Below are 14,206 nucleotides of genomic sequence, written 5' to 3'. Positions count from 1 at the left end.
GACCTCACCGCGGCATCAGGCAGTTGGCCCCATCGCAAGCCGAAACCGAACCGCCAACCCCCATCGACCTGGCCAACCATCAAGTCCACGGCAGAGCCATCCTCGGCGGCCTCATCAACGAGTACCGGATCGCCAGCTGATCAGGTGACCGGCTGACACCACCCGAGAACCGGCAGGTCAGACACCGCATCCTATTTATGAGCCCCACAGGGTGTTCACGCTCCCTCAGCGCGGGACGTACGTCTCGGCGCGCGAAAAGTGGCCCACTGAGGGCGGTAAGAACTGAGGCTTAGGAGCCGCCAGAGGCGCTCTCGGGACCTCTCCCCTGTCAGTTCCCCTGTCACGAGGCATCTGGCAGCGCACCGTAATCGGGCCGTTTCGGCTGGTCAGACCTAAGCGCGCCCTGCAGGATTCGAACCTGCGACCGTCGGATTAGAAGACGAAGCGGCACGGCAAAGCAAAAGTGCCTCTGAGCTGGACTAACAGGCGAGCATCGGCCTTACGATCTAATGGTTGGGCGAACATTGGGCGATGCTCTCAAAGCCTGAGCCGATCGGACGGTCCTCACTTAAGCTGCTGAGCGCTGGGAATTCCCCGCCCCTCGGACTCGGCTCTCAGCGAGGCGTTCAGGGCCATCCTGCATGAGACGACTCCGACCGGTCAGAGTTTCGGCTCCCGCGCCGCCGTCCCAGACGAGCACTGAAACCGACCGTCCCTCCGCCACAACGGCCTCTTGATCCTTAATCACATGCTGCCTGATCACATGCGCGAGCCGAATAACGCTCGTCTGAAACCACCCATACAGCATGACCGTAACGTGATGGCCTCTCCTCCCGCTATATGTAGTGAAGAGTAGTGACTGGAAGGCGCCTCCCCTGCGGCCCACGGAAGGAAATACGTGGATCCATACGTGTATGGCCGTTCACAACTCGAAGAGATCCTTAAGGAGCACTCTTCTCCCACAGGATTGAACGAGGCCACTACTAGGATTCAAGTGATTGATCGGCTATTGATCGGTTGTCTGGCTTGGAAACCAGAGGATATTCGTGGCGAGGAGCATCATGACGGCGAGTACGTTGATTATGCGATGGGAACGCCTGCCACGAGTTTGATAGTCGAGGCAAAGAAAGAAGGAATCCATTTCAATCTTCCTCCGGGGGTCGCCGGACGTCAGGTGCACCTTTCCTCGCTCCGTGCAGATCCTGTTACAAGATCAGCCATTCAACAGGTTCTTGGGTATTGCCAGAAGCGTGGTGTACCCATAGCAGTCCTTAGCAATGGTCACCAACTTATTGCCTTCTTCGCCTCTAGACAAGATGGCGTCCCACCACTTGAGGGACGGGCGCTGCTCTTCTCGTCGCTCGAAGAGATGCACGAAGACTTCCCCACTCTGTGGAGCCATCTATCCAAAGAAGGCATAACTACTCGTAATCTACAGAGAGCCCTGTTGGGTAAGACTCCACGAGCCCTCTCCCCCGATAAACTTTCCAACAGAATTCGTGGCTATCCTGGATTCCGTCCTCGGACTCAACTCGAGACCGATTTGAATATCCTAGGCAGTCTATTCATTCAAGATCTAGAAGATGAAGAGGCAGTCGAGCAAGATTTCCTGCGGGAATGTTACTGCACTAGCGGCGCTCTATCGCAATACGCCTTGGTAAGCAAGGAGATTCTGCGGGCACGCTATTCCCCACTCCAACGAGAGCACTCCGGACATGTTGCGCCGACACACACTAAAAAAGGAATAAATGCCACCTTAACTTCTGACATCACAAACAGGGCGCTCAGCAGAAGACCTATAATACTACTCGGGGATGTCGGTGTCGGTAAGACCATGTTCCTTCGACACCTGATCAATATAGATGCCGGAGATATCCTGAAGGACTCGCTTATTCTGTACGTTAACTTCGGCAAAGAGCCCGCTCTAGCTTCTGATTTGGAAAGCTTTGTCGCGCGCAAGATCGGCGATCAATTGCGGGACACCTATCAGATAAATATTAGGGCCGGCAACTTCGTTAGGGCTGTGTACAATGGCGAGATCAACAGATTCAAACAGGAAATCTACGGATATCTGGAGGAAGATTCCCCATCTGAATATCGACGCCGCGAACTCTCCATGCTGGAAGAGCATCTACAAAGCGCCTCAACTCACCTGCGCCGCTCCCTTGACCATATAAAGGGCACGGCTGGCCGATCACCGTTGTTCATTCTAGACAATATCGACCAGCGCCCGAAGGACTTCCAAGAGAGAGTTTTCCTTATCGGTCAATCACTCGCGGAAACATGGCCTGGAACTGTCTTCATATCTCTTCGTCCTTCGACCTTTCATGAGTCGCGCACCAGTGGATCTTTGGCAGCCTACCAGCCTCGCGTGTTCACTATCTCTCCAGCGCGTACCGATCAGGTTATTGCCAGGAGACTCCTATTCGCACGCCGTCAAGTGGAGACAGCTGGGATAGTCGGCGCCTTTCCGGTAGGTATGGCTATTGATGCAAACGATCTGCGAACTTACATGGATGTACTGTTGGAAGCTTTCAGCCGGAACGAAGAACTTAAGGAGCTCATTGACAATTTGAGCGGCTCAAACCTCCGCCTCGCTCTGAACTTCCTGTACACATTTATAGGAAGTGGCTACGTCTCTACACAGCGCGTCTTGGAAGTTGCCCAAAGAGGCGACCTCTACAATGTTCCAATGCACGAGTTTATCAGGGCTATTATTTTTGGCGATCAAGAGTACTTCGAGCCCAGAACCTCTAGCATCTGCAATCTGTACGACATCAGCGAAAATGATGGACGAGAGCATTTTCTATTGGGCAATATGCTTGGCCACGTACAACGGCTCGGCGAAATGGCCGGGCAGGATGGATTCGTGCCCGTAGAGGAGATATTCGGCTTCACTCAAGGACTGGGATTCTCGCAAGAGCAGACTGGAGCCCAACTGGAACGTGCCATGGGTAAAAGATTGCTCCAGCCTATCACCGACGACTCAAGGGATGGCCCATTTCGCATTACGACGGCTGGAAGCTATACATATAGCAGCCTAGCGCGGAAGTTCGTCTATGTTGACGCCATGATTGTGGACACTCCGATAGTAGATGTTCGCTATAGTCGCGACATCTTGGATGTGAATACAATATTTGATCGACTCGACAGGGCAGAGATTTTCCGCGCATACCTAGACCATCAGTGGACATTCCTAGAAGACCTCGGTGTGGATACACCATTCAGGTGGGATATCGTCTCTTCGGATCTACAGAGGGATATTGACAACGCGCGCGAAAAGGCTGAACGCGCACGTGCCAAGCGCACAAGCTAATCGGGTGCGGTCATCAATCGTTCCCGAGTGACTCATCGACAATAAGTTCCACGTGGTCACCACGTAGCACTCTTCGATGCTTACGCGCTCCCGGGATGACCTCCAAGACGGGTACTCCCTCGGGCATCCCACCGAACTCCCGCAATTCCCCTGGGGTTGCGAGATCTCGCCGCTCGTCTGGCGTCGGCATGCGTGCAATGACATGAGCACCGGATGGGATGCGGTACGGCTCTCGGGTCGGCTCAGTGGCCACCATTGATCCCCGCTTGCGAACCGTGGTGATCCTTCCCTCTGCCCGCAGGTAGGCCAGGGCCTCGCGAACGGTGTCGCGGCCCACTTCGTACATCTGCGCCAGTTGAGCCTCGGAGGGCAACCACGCTCCTGGTCGGTAGCGGCCAGCGGTGATGTCGTCGCGGATCGCGTTGGCGACCTGGCGATACACCGGCGCCCCGGAGCTGTAGTCGATCACAGCACACAAGTGTCACGCGGCTATGTTGCCATGAGCCTTGTGGCCATGAGCCCCTAGCGTTAACGTGGGCAAACATCAGTCAGCAAGGGTTTTCGACTGACCTGCCTGTCCAATGCAACACGGGGAGATCGATACCGCATGACTTCCGTATTCGGTGTCTCGCCTCACGACCTGCGCGGCGCGTTCAGGCGCTTCTACGTGTGGCGCGACCAGCTCGGCGTCTGGCGGGCGAGGCCGCTCCCCAAACTGACCGCCGACGAGATCGCCTATGGCGTCAAGCCGCAGCTCGAAGCCGACACGCTTCTAGAGCTCGCCTTCGCCTGCGCATGGCAGCGGTGCCGTCGCAACGTCTTCCGCTACCTGCAGGAGTACGCCGCAGAAGGGCCGAGCGGTCGTGTCGGCTCCTGACGTGCCCGTACTGTGCTGGGAACCCTACCTGCGTCCTCCGGGGCACTACATTCGGGTCACTGAGACATCGTGCTGCGGAGTGTATGAGTGGGCGAGCCAGGGTGGGCAGTTCTTCGTTCTCCGTGCTGCGTATCCCGAGGGCTACGAGGAGGCCGGTAGGGGACGCTACAAGCGCGCGCGTGAGCTTTGGGTGATGCTCACCACGGAGTTCGAGAGGACTCATAAATGTAGAGACCTGGACGATGCTGACTTCGTAGCCGGGTGGCGCGGTGACACGAGGCTGGCCAGAACCCGAAGGCCTAACGGCCCACGAGCGTCGTAGCTCCTCCTGGTCCGCGCTCAGAGACTTCATGAGACTTGTAGGCCAACCTGGTGCCACGTCGCGTCCATGGCTCGATCGAGGGGAAGACTCCAAAAGAGGCGTGGAGCCGCGATACTTCGCAGGTCCTGGTCTGTCCGCCCTACCCTAGAGACGATGTGCCTCGGCGAGGGAGCGCGATGAGCAAGGCGAAGGATGGCCCCACCTACGTTCGGATAGCTGAGGACATCCGACGCCGCATTCGCGAAGGAGATCCCCCCGCCGGTGGCATGCTGCCCTCCGAGGCGATCCTTGCCCGCACGTACGGCGTGGCACGAGGAACCGTACGCCAGGCCGTCGCCGAACTGGAGCGTACCGGGCTGGTGGCCAGCGAGGCAGGCCGCGGACGTCGGGTCGTGGGAGAAGAGCCACCAGGCGGACGCCGTGCGGCCTCGACCCAGTACGAAACGATCGCTGAGGCGATGCGCAAGCGCATCGAGAGCAGTGAGCTCGCGGCCGGCCAACAGCTACCGGGTGAAGCAGCGGTCGCGGAGGAGTATGGCGTCTCGAAGGGAACCGTCCGACAGGCATTCCAGTTGCTGGCCTCTGAACAGATGATCGCCTCCGTCCACGGGAAGGGATGGTTCGTCGGAGGGCCCGATCATGCGCGTACGCGGGCTGACGACGTCGCCGCCGCCCTACGACAGGACATAGCCAGTGGTCAGTTCGCCATAGGTGCCGTGCTCCCTGGAGAGAATGCACTGGCCCAAGAGCGAGGCGTTGGTCGTATCACTGTCAGGCGAGCGTTCGCGCTGCTAGAAGCAGAGGGGATAGTCGAGAAGCGCGCCGGAAGAGGCCGCGTGGTCAAGACGCAACCAAAGGGCTCCTAGTGACCGTGTTCAAGTCAGCCGCAGTCCCCTTCACCTCTCAGGAAGCACATGCGACCCTTCGTGACGCCTGCAGGGTCGCCGGCCTAGCGAGCGACGACGCGCGGTTGATCCGCCTCGGGGAGAACGCTCTGTTCGTTCTGGCCGCCGAAGGCGTCGTTGTGCGAATCGCCCGAAGCCTGGATGTTCTTGAGGACGCCCGCAAGGAGGTAGCCGTGTCGGCCTGGCTCCACGACGCGGGGCTGCCGACGGTGCGGACGACTCACCACGCGCAACCTCTCATCGCCAGAGACAGGCCCGTCACTTTTTGGCACTTCATCGAGAACGGCGATGGTCCCGCGACTCTGATTGACCTAGCTGAGGTCTTGCGCGTTCTTCACCACTTGTCCGTTCCTGCAGATCTGGCCCTTCCGGAGATCGACATCCTTGGGCGCGTGGCAGAGCGCATCTCCTCGACCGATGTCCTCTCGGACGAGGAGCGTCAGTTCCTATTGAGAAGAGAGCGCGAGTTGCGGACGGCGTACGAGGCCCTGCGCTTTCCCCTCGCTGCCTGTGCTGTCCACGGCGACGCTCACTCCGACAACCTCATCAAGGCCACCGACGGCACCATGGTGCTGATCGACCTTGAGCGTTTCGCATTCGGCCCTCCCGAGACGGATCTCGCCGTCACCGCCATCGAACACAGCTTGGGTTGGGGCACCCGCGCTGAATACGATCAGTTCGCCGAGCGGTACGGATTCGATGTCCTGACGTGGGAGGGCTATCCCGTGCTCAGGGACATCAACGAGTTGAAGATGACGACGTGGCTGATGCAGAACGTCAGCGAAGACGAGGCCATCGCACGCGAGTTCCGCAACCGTCTCTTCTGCCTCCAGAACCCGAACGCGCCGCGACGGTGGCGAGCTTTCTAAGGCATCGACCCATCCCCCACGTCCGCAGAGCAAGTTGCCGCTGGAGGAAGACTGCACTGGACGGCATTATCGTAGAAGCCACCAGCGGATCTGGTGGCCGCGCCACCGTTCATCGATATGAGGAGCTGCTATCATGCACGAGAGTGCAAATGCTGGGGCCGAGACGTCGCGCTTATATGGCCTCGGATTCGAGCGCAATAACAGAACCGCCGCTACCCAAGACGGTGAGCTATGGGGAAGGTGGGTTGCGACCGATGAATCCGGTTGGGATGGGGAGCAACTATATGGCCGCACAGATCGGTACCTTGTAATCGGTTCGGTAGCAATCGATGATGCTGCGGCGGCGGCGATTGTAGAGCATCTACGCCACAGCGCAAGTTTAGCGCAACCCCCTGAATTGAAGTTTGGCCATTTCGCGGGCCGGCGAAGCAACGACCGAGTGAAAGTACTCAAAGACCTCTTGAAGCCGAATGGCCCGCTGGCAGACCGGGCGAAGATTTACATAGTCGACAAACATTACTTTGCTACAGGTAAGATTATCGATTTATTACTCGAAGAACATGCTTACGCGCGAGGCATCAACTTGCATGCCGGTGGTATTGCACGGGACCTTGCTCGTACGCTGTTCAATGAAGGCGCCCGTGCGTTGGGACTCGACGGGTTCAACCGTCTGGTTTCTACCATCGTAAACTTTGCATCCATGCGCAACCGGGACGGTTTGCAAGTTACTGTCGATGAATTGTTCGACGAGATTGAGCGTGCATGGGCACGCTCGTACCGCCGACAAGTAACGGGAATTCTCAATCACCTGCGGGGCACCCGCAGGGAAGCAGAGAACCACTTGCGTGCACTCCGTGGTAGTGATTGGGTACCGACGATGGAGCCGCTTATCCCCTGTCTAACCAGTCTCATTGGTAGATGGTCTGCCGAGATTGGCGGCGTGAGCGTACTGACGGATGAGCAACGGGTCTTCACTGACGACGTAATGGATAGAGCGCGCAAAGTAGCCTCTTGGGAAATGGGTCCCCTCGGGCGCTTCGTTCAGGTACCCGCCACTCGTACTGTAAGGTCGGTCGTACGGGGGGTCTCACAAGACCACCCCTCGATTCAACTCGCCGATTTGATTGCTGGTGCCGGCCAGGCAGTCGCACGTCGGCACACAGGAGTCGCATCTCCCGCTGGCGAGGAGTTATGGCCTGTGGTGATTCCGCTGATTACCGACAACGGCATGCTTTCACATGACGAACCGAGCCGTTTCGCCACCGCTGGACCGCTGAGCAGCTAGACGCCGAGTGACGGGTACTTCTCGGCAACCAGGTCGTTGAACGCCTGAACCGAAGCCTCGCACTCGTAGCCCACGAGATCGGTTCTGAGGTCTCTGATGTATCGCAGGTAGCGCTGAGACTTGAGTGGCCCGGCCAGGTTGATGGCTTCAAGCGCGACCATGGCGGCCCTCGCCGGCTGTCCCATGTGGCCGTAGCTCGCCGCCTGCACCAGGCGGTCAAAGGCGAGCGTCCGCACGTACATCGGGTCGCAGAGATCGACCGCCTGGCCAACGAACTCCATGGCCCGCGACGGGATCCTGAGGTCGCGGTAACAGTGCGCCCCCTCGCTGGCCAGCTCCGCCGCGTCGAAGTATCGCGACCACGGCGGATCGTCATCCACGCTGCGCTTGTTGAAGAACTTCTCCGCCTGGAGCAGCGCGCGGGCGCACTGAGCCTCGTCACCGTTGCCTGCGTGGGCTCGCGCCTCCATCGCGTAGAACAACGCCATGGGTGTGGCGGTGGCTACGTCCTTGCAGCCTTCCTGGGCGGCGCGGGCGAGCTGGATGGCCTGGTTGTACCGGCCGAGGTAGTTCGCTTGATGGCTCATGTCGGCGAGCAGCAGGCCGCCCATCATGCGGTCGCCCGAAGCCTGCGCGAGGCGCAACCCCTGGAGGAAGTAGCGCTGAGCGAGGCCATGCCGTCCGAGGTCATATGCCGTCCAGGCGACCAGTTCGGTGATCTCCGCAGCCGCCGTGTACAGCGAGCGCCCTACGGGCTCGCTGAACTTGCCATCGAGCATTGGTACGACTTCGCGGTTGTAATACTGGATAAGAGCAGTTCGGGCGTGCCCTCCGCCGAACTGGAAACCCATATTGGCGAAAATCTCGGTGGTCGCACGGACTGCGTGCACGTCCCACTCGCCGACAGATGGCCGAGCATTCTCTCTGCCCTGGAGAGGCTCAGGACGCGACAACAACCACGCGATAAGGGACTCTCCCCAAGCGTCCGGTACGACGACGGATTGCAGGGCAACAGGATCGTCAGCTAGGTCTCGTCGGGTAAGACCCAGCAGCAGACTTCCGACCTCGGAGACCCCGCCACCATGGGCGAGCGTGGCCTCAAGCGTCTCCGGGGTGACAACGCCGGCCAGGCCGACATCGTCCAGCGAGAACGTCACGCCAGCCTTCCGGCTGAGGGCCTCGGCGATGAATCGTGCCGTGGCCGGTCGTGGCTGCACGCCATCAAGCCAGCGTTTGACGTCCACGTGTGTACAACTCAGGCTTATGCCGTCTTCGTCGGCAATTTGTCGCACTCGCGAGGCAAGTCCCGAATTGGAGCAATCCGCGCGCCGCATAGCTTGTGCCAGCGCCAAATTGGGTGTTCGGGACACGTTCACCTCCGCACATCCGGCCTCGGCAATCATGGCGCGGACAAGGCTTCCGCGGCTCGAAGTCGACAAATTTGGTCTGGGTGTTTCGCCTGGCCGAGGGCCCGATCACCCCCAAAAAACACCCCCTGTGCATTCAGTCCCGGGGGCGAGCACGGTGTTGGCGGAGCGCGCCGTGAGGAAGGCTTGAGTCAGCAGGAACGAGCGAGGCGAGACCCGCAGGAACCCAAGACAGTCGGTGCCTAGGGCTTGACTCTCAGTGACTGTACATGTTCTATGTCTCTTAGAACCTGCTTGCAGGTTCTCGAACCGAAGGGCTCAACATGCTTGTCCGTCCGCGAAAGGTGCTCCCCACCGTCCTCATGATCTGCGCCGCCCTCTACGCCCTGAAGGACCCCGAGGGCGCGGCAACCATCGTCAAGGCGGCGGCGCACCTGGTCATGAGCGCGTCCGAGTCGTTCGCGCGGTTCGTCCAGACCGTCAGCAACTAACCGCAGGAAGAGAGACCCACCAGTGGCACACAACACCAACCGCCCGATCCACCCGACGCGCATGTCGCTCGCCGAAGTCGAAGCGACCTGGCGCGTGGACGGCGAAACGCCGCTTCCTGAATGCACCTACGACCCCGAGCTGCACACCGGCCCGCGGCTCACGATCGAGAGCACCGAGGAGCGCGCTGCCCGCGAGTCCGTCGCCCGCGAGGTCTGCGCCACCTGCCCGGCCCTGCTGTTCTGCGAGCTCTACACGCTGGAGACCCGCCCGACCTCGGGCATCTGGGCGGGCCGGACGCCCGCCGAGGTAACCGAGCACGCCGCCGAGCTGGAAGACCTGGAGGTGGCCTGATGCCAAGCCGCATCCGCGCCCGCTTCTGGGACCCGACCGGCGACCGCTACAGCATCCCCACCTACCCGTGGAAGATGGCCCCGCCGCATCTGCGCACCCTTCGCCAGCTCACCGCCGAAGGACTGCGTCCTGGCGGCCAGGGAGTTCAGGCCCAAGTGCTGTGGTGCTCCCGCCGCTACGGTGCACCCGGCGTCCGCGCCGCCTACCTGTACGACGTCCGGTTCGCCCTGCCCAAGCGCACCGCGACCCTCAGCCAGCGCGTCGCCTTGTCGAAGGCGAACGCCGCACGACGTACCTGCCCGGAGTGCCTGACGGACGTCGGGTACGTGCTTCCCCGCCACTTCGGCACCTGCCTCGGCTGCGCGGAAGAGGTAGCCGCATGAACGCCTGCACCGCCGCACCCCGCCCCCTCACCGAGGGCGAGCGGACAGCCGTGGCCGTCACCGCCGCCGTTACCGGCGCGCTCGGCCTGATCGGGTTCATCAACAGCTTCGAGCGCGTCGCACACGCTGCCGGCCCCTCGTTCGGCTGGTTCGCCTGGACGGTCCCGCTCGGCATTGACCTGGGCATCGCCGTGTTCTCGGCACTCGATATCGTGCTGGCCCGCCTCGGCATGCGAGTGAGCTGGCTCCGGTTCATTCCGTGGGCGCTGACCGGGGCGACGGTCTACCTCAACGTGGCCGCCTACCTCAGCGCACCCGGTCGTACCGACTGGTTCGCGGTCGTCGCCCACGCACTGCTCCCGCTGTTGTGGGTCATCGCCATCGAGGTCGGTGCCCACGTCATCCGCAAGCGCGCCGACCTGGCCAAGCCCGATCACATGGACGGGATCCGGCGCTCACGCTGGCTGCTCGCGCCGATGGCGACCGTCGCGCTCTGGCGCCGCATGGTGCTCTGGGAGATATGCAGCTACCCCCAGGCCCTCGGCCGCGAGCGCGAACGCATCCTGGCCAAGACAGAGCTGCAGGACCGGTACGGCCTACTCTGGCGCTGGAAGGCCCCCCGCCGCGAGCGAGCCCTGTACTACCTCGGCGAGCTGACACCCAAGACCATTCCGATCAAGGCAGAAGCCGTACGTGTCGATCCGGAGAACGTTCCCCCGGCCCTGCCGCCCGCGCCGCGCAAGCGCTCTGCCTCCAACCGCACCCGTGCCAAGAAGTCCCTGCCGCCGACGCCGAACGTGGGTGACCTCGTCCCCCTCGGACGACGCGTTGCCGCTGATCTCAAGGCACAAGGCGAGCCCCTGACCCGTGACCGCCTCCGAGACGCCATTCGCCGCGAAGGACAAAGCATCTCGACCGACCGGGCCGGGGCGCTCCTGTCGCGCCTGAAGACCGAGAGCTCCGCGAAACAGACGACGCCCGTACGCGAAGACGAGGCCGCCTGATGACCCTGAGCATCACCGACACACACATGACCTCGGACGACTGCCCGAACGTGGCTGAACCTCGCGGCCGCCGCTGGAGCGTCACCGGCTACCCCGGACGAACCTTCGACCGCAACCAAGCCATCACCGCCATGCTGCTGGCCGAACTACTGGCTCAGCGCCCGTTCCCGGAAGACCGTACCGAGCTGCTCGCCGCCACGTGGCGCGCCGAACTCGGCATCACCGAAGCGGGCGGACCGCACACTCCGACCGCCACCGAAGAGCCCGCAGACCGACCGGACGAGCAGCGGTCCGACCGCGCATCGTCCCTGACCGCTACATGGGGCGCGGCCTCATCCGCCAAGACAACGACCGCGCCCCAGGACCCCGCGACCAGCAAGTCAAACGAGGTGCACACATCATGACCCACCAGCAGGACAATCCCAACCACGAGGACGACAAGGACCAGGACCGGCCCGCCGCTCCTGACCAGGAGAACGGCAGGGACGCCGACATCGTCCACCTGGACGCCGCCCGCGCGGGACGTCAGCCACAGACTCCCGCCGACCGGTCCGAGCCGGACACCGAGGACAGCCCCGCGGACGCGGACGGACCGGTCCTGGAAGGCGCGGTCGTCCGCGTCGACCAGCCCGGTCCGACCGCAGCGGACTGGCGGACCGCGCTGGAGGCGAAGGCGCGCAGCCGACAGCCGATCGTCCCGCTGTGGCTGCGCTCCCGCGCCGAGGCCATCGAGAGCCTCAAGTGGATCGGTGTTCACTACCTGCACGTGGCCGGATACCAGGCCGCCCGCGTACCGCTGTACGGCGGACGGCTGGCCGCACGCGCCCCGCGCGGATTCCTGCGCTTGGTGGGCGGCGTCATCAAATGGACCTTCGATCTGGAGGGTGAGCCGGTACGACTGGCCGCGGTCCAGAAGGCCGACCCGGAGGCGTACCTGAAGCTCAGCAGGCAGCGTGATTCCCGCGTACGGCTACGCGCCCTGGTCTCCATCGCTGCCCTGGTCACGCTGCTGATCGCGGGCGTCATCGTGGCCGATCAGACGGACCCCGTGCAGTGGATGGCGCTCGCGATCGCCATTGCCACGCTCGGCATCCTCGGCAAGCCCGCCGACCGGCCGCTGATCAACCGCGCGGTCGTGCCGTCCACGGTGGAGAAGCTGACCAGCGATATCGTCGTCCGCTCCCTGACCGTGCTCGGCATCGCCGGCATCAACCAGGCCATCGCCAAGAACCCCAAGGACGCCATCCGGTTCGTCGCCCCGATCACCCGCGACGGCCCCGGCTGGCGAGCGGACATCGACCTGCCGTACGGCGTGACGGTGGCCGACGTGATGGACAAGCGCGACCGCATGGCCTCGGCGCTCCGCCGCCCGCTAGGCTGCATCTGGCCCGAGGGCGACTCGACCATTCACGAGGGACGGCTGATCCTGTGGGTGGGGGACAAGGACCTGTCCAAGACCGTCATCAAGTCCCCACTGCTCAAGGCCAGCTCGCACGACGTCTTCAAGGGCATCCCGTTCGGCTGCGACCCGCGAGGCCGTGCCATCGTCGTTCCGCTCGTTGAGCAGAACATCCTGATCGGCTCACAGCCTGGCCAGGGCAAGACCGCCTCGGTGCGGGTGCTGGCCTCTGGCGCGGCCCTCGACCCGAGCGCCGAACTGTGGATCCACGAACTCAAAGGCACCGGCGACCTCGACCCGCACGAGCAGAACTGCCATCGCTACGTGTCCGGCATCGAGGACGAGGCCATCGGCTACGCCGCCGACTCTCTGGCACTGCTCCGCAAAGAGGTGATGCGCCGCGCCGCCGCCCTCAAGGCCCTGCCGCCGGACCTGTGCCCGGACAAGAAGGTCACCCGGCAGATCGCCGACAAACGCTCACTGGGACTGCATCCGCTGGTCGCCATCTTCGACGAATGCCAGAACCTGTTCGCCCACGCCGAGTACGGCGACAAGGCGGGCGATGACGCCGAGTTCATCATCAAGCTCGGCCGCGCCCTCGGCGTGATCCTGGTGCTGGCCACCCAGCGCCCGGACAAGGACAGCCTGCCCACCGGCATCAGCGCGAACGTCACCATCCGGTTCTGCCTTCGCGTCGCCGGCCAGCTCGAAAACGACATGATCCTCGGTACGTCCGCCTACAAGAACGGCGTCCGCGCCACCGTCTTCCAACCCAAGGTGGACGCCGGTATCGGCTACCTGCTCGGTGCAACCCCGATGCCCAAGGTCGTGCGTACCGCCTACCTGGACACGCCCGCCACGCAACGCATCGCCGACCGTGCCCACGCGCTACGTGCCAGCACGGGCGCACTGAGCGGGCACGCCCTCGGCGAGACGCCCGAGCAGCACACGCCCACCTTCGACCTGCTCACCGACATACTGGCCGTGGTCCCGCCGGCCGAGGCCAAGGTGTGGAACGAGGCGATCGTGGATCGCCTCGCCGAGTTGCGGCCCGACATCTACGGCCCGTGGGCGCGCCTGGAGGGCGGCGCGAAGACGGCCCAGCTCACGACCGCGCTCAAGCCGTACGGCATCAAAACCATGCAGGTATGGGGCACGCCCGAGAGCGGCGGCAAGGGCGCGAACCGCATCGGCGTAGCCCGAGACGACATCACCAGTGCCATTACACACCGTGATCGCGGCAGAGGTTCCAGCGCCGCTTCCTAGGGCCGCGATCGCCTCTAGACCTAGAGGCAGACCCTTCTAGGTCTAGAGGCCCGCCTAGAGCCTGAAATGGCACTCCACCTGCGATCTAGCACCTAGACCCGACCTGCGGAAACTCCGGAAACGGCCCTGGAGGCCCACATGGCCACGTTCCTCACGCTTCTAGCAGTCTGCCTACCGTCAATCACTCTCAGTTACATCATCGTCTGCCTGGCATGGCCCTGGGGCCGCTGCATCCGATGCCGCCCCGGCGGCAAGAACCGCACCTGCCGCGCCTGCAACGGCACCGGCATGCGGCCCCGCCTCGGCTGGCAGCTCTACGTCTACGCCCGCCGCCTGTACCGCGACGGCACCCACTAACCCAGTCCCACGG

The 14,206-nt window shown here is 62.6% G+C and carries 14 protein-coding genes; 12 read left to right on the top strand and 2 right to left on the bottom strand.

Going from position 1 to position 14,206, the window contains the following annotated elements:
* Nucleotides 1-898: 898 nt before the first annotated feature.
* Complete coding sequence (locus tag ACWD0F_RS47765; protein WP_449889155.1) at nucleotides 899-3,316, top strand: hypothetical protein; 2,418 nt, start codon at nucleotides 899-901, stop codon at nucleotides 3,314-3,316.
* A 13-nt stretch (nucleotides 3,317-3,329) separates the two neighbouring features.
* Here ACWD0F_RS47765 and ACWD0F_RS47760 read toward each other — a convergent pair whose 3' ends face one another.
* Entirely contained in the window at nucleotides 3,330-3,785 is a 456-nt protein-coding gene (locus ACWD0F_RS47760) for a GntR family transcriptional regulator (protein WP_449889153.1), read from the bottom strand.
* 138 nt (nucleotides 3,786-3,923) lie between these two features.
* Between ACWD0F_RS47760 and ACWD0F_RS47755 the strand changes: the two genes are divergently transcribed.
* From ACWD0F_RS47755 to ACWD0F_RS47740, 4 genes are all read left to right on the top strand, one after another.
* Nucleotides 3,924-4,193: a hypothetical protein gene (locus tag ACWD0F_RS47755; protein WP_449889152.1), complete on the top strand. Its 270-nt coding sequence runs from the start codon at nucleotides 3,924-3,926 to the stop codon at nucleotides 4,191-4,193.
* Between the two features lie 498 nt (nucleotides 4,194-4,691).
* Entirely contained in the window at nucleotides 4,692-5,381 is a 690-nt protein-coding gene (locus ACWD0F_RS47750; protein WP_449889150.1) for a GntR family transcriptional regulator, read from the top strand.
* On the top strand, nucleotides 5,381-6,289 hold the full coding sequence (locus ACWD0F_RS47745) for a phosphotransferase family protein (protein WP_449889149.1): 909 nt from the start codon (nucleotides 5,381-5,383) through the stop codon (nucleotides 6,287-6,289). The genes ACWD0F_RS47750 and ACWD0F_RS47745 overlap by 1 nt, the downstream gene beginning before the upstream one ends.
* 133 nt (nucleotides 6,290-6,422) lie before the next feature.
* On the top strand, nucleotides 6,423-7,574 hold the full coding sequence (locus ACWD0F_RS47740; RefSeq protein ID WP_449889147.1) for a DUF3800 domain-containing protein: 1,152 nt from the start codon (nucleotides 6,423-6,425) through the stop codon (nucleotides 7,572-7,574).
* Here ACWD0F_RS47740 and ACWD0F_RS47735 read toward each other — a convergent pair.
* A complete protein-coding gene (locus ACWD0F_RS47735; protein WP_449889145.1) occupies nucleotides 7,571-8,818 on the bottom strand; it encodes a hypothetical protein in 1,248 nt (415 codons plus the stop codon). The two genes, ACWD0F_RS47740 and ACWD0F_RS47735, sit on opposite strands and share 4 nt — an antisense overlap.
* A gap of 446 nt (nucleotides 8,819-9,264) precedes the next feature.
* Between ACWD0F_RS47735 and ACWD0F_RS47730 the strand changes: the two genes are divergently transcribed.
* The 7 genes from ACWD0F_RS47730 (at nucleotide 9,265) to ACWD0F_RS47700 (ending at nucleotide 14,193) form a co-directional block, all read left to right on the top strand.
* Nucleotides 9,265-9,432: a hypothetical protein gene (locus tag ACWD0F_RS47730; protein ID WP_189138686.1), complete on the top strand. Its 168-nt coding sequence runs from the start codon at nucleotides 9,265-9,267 to the stop codon at nucleotides 9,430-9,432.
* 22 nt (nucleotides 9,433-9,454) lie between these two features.
* Nucleotides 9,455-9,784, top strand: coding sequence for a WhiB family transcriptional regulator (locus tag ACWD0F_RS47725; protein WP_449889142.1), 330 nt, complete (start codon nucleotides 9,455-9,457; stop codon nucleotides 9,782-9,784).
* Nucleotides 9,784-10,167 (top strand): RRQRL motif-containing zinc-binding protein, encoded by a 384-nt coding sequence (locus ACWD0F_RS47720; protein ID WP_449889141.1) that lies wholly within the window; start codon nucleotides 9,784-9,786, stop codon nucleotides 10,165-10,167. Before ACWD0F_RS47725 ends, ACWD0F_RS47720 begins: the two co-directional genes overlap by 1 nt.
* A 50-nt stretch (nucleotides 10,168-10,217) precedes the next feature.
* Complete coding sequence (locus ACWD0F_RS47715) at nucleotides 10,218-11,171, top strand: DUF2637 domain-containing protein (protein ID WP_449889139.1); 954 nt, start codon at nucleotides 10,218-10,220, stop codon at nucleotides 11,169-11,171.
* Nucleotides 11,171-11,575 carry a hypothetical protein gene (locus tag ACWD0F_RS47710; RefSeq protein WP_449889137.1) on the top strand — a complete coding sequence of 135 codons (405 nt, stop codon included), beginning with the start codon at nucleotides 11,171-11,173 and terminating at the stop codon, nucleotides 11,573-11,575. The genes ACWD0F_RS47715 and ACWD0F_RS47710 overlap by 1 nt, the downstream gene beginning before the upstream one ends.
* Nucleotides 11,572-13,836 (top strand): cell division protein FtsK, encoded by a 2,265-nt coding sequence (locus tag ACWD0F_RS47705; protein WP_449889135.1) that lies wholly within the window; start codon nucleotides 11,572-11,574, stop codon nucleotides 13,834-13,836. The genes ACWD0F_RS47710 and ACWD0F_RS47705 overlap by 4 nt, the downstream gene beginning before the upstream one ends.
* 138 nt (nucleotides 13,837-13,974) lie before the next feature.
* Nucleotides 13,975-14,193, top strand: a complete 219-nt coding sequence (locus ACWD0F_RS47700; RefSeq protein ID WP_449889133.1) for a hypothetical protein — start codon at nucleotides 13,975-13,977, stop codon at nucleotides 14,191-14,193.
* The last annotated feature ends 13 nt before the right edge of the window (nucleotides 14,194-14,206 follow it).

The sequence above is a fragment of the Nonomuraea sp. NPDC002799 genome (assembly GCF_053592075.1).
This window is presented reverse-complemented; position numbering and strand designations above follow the sequence as displayed.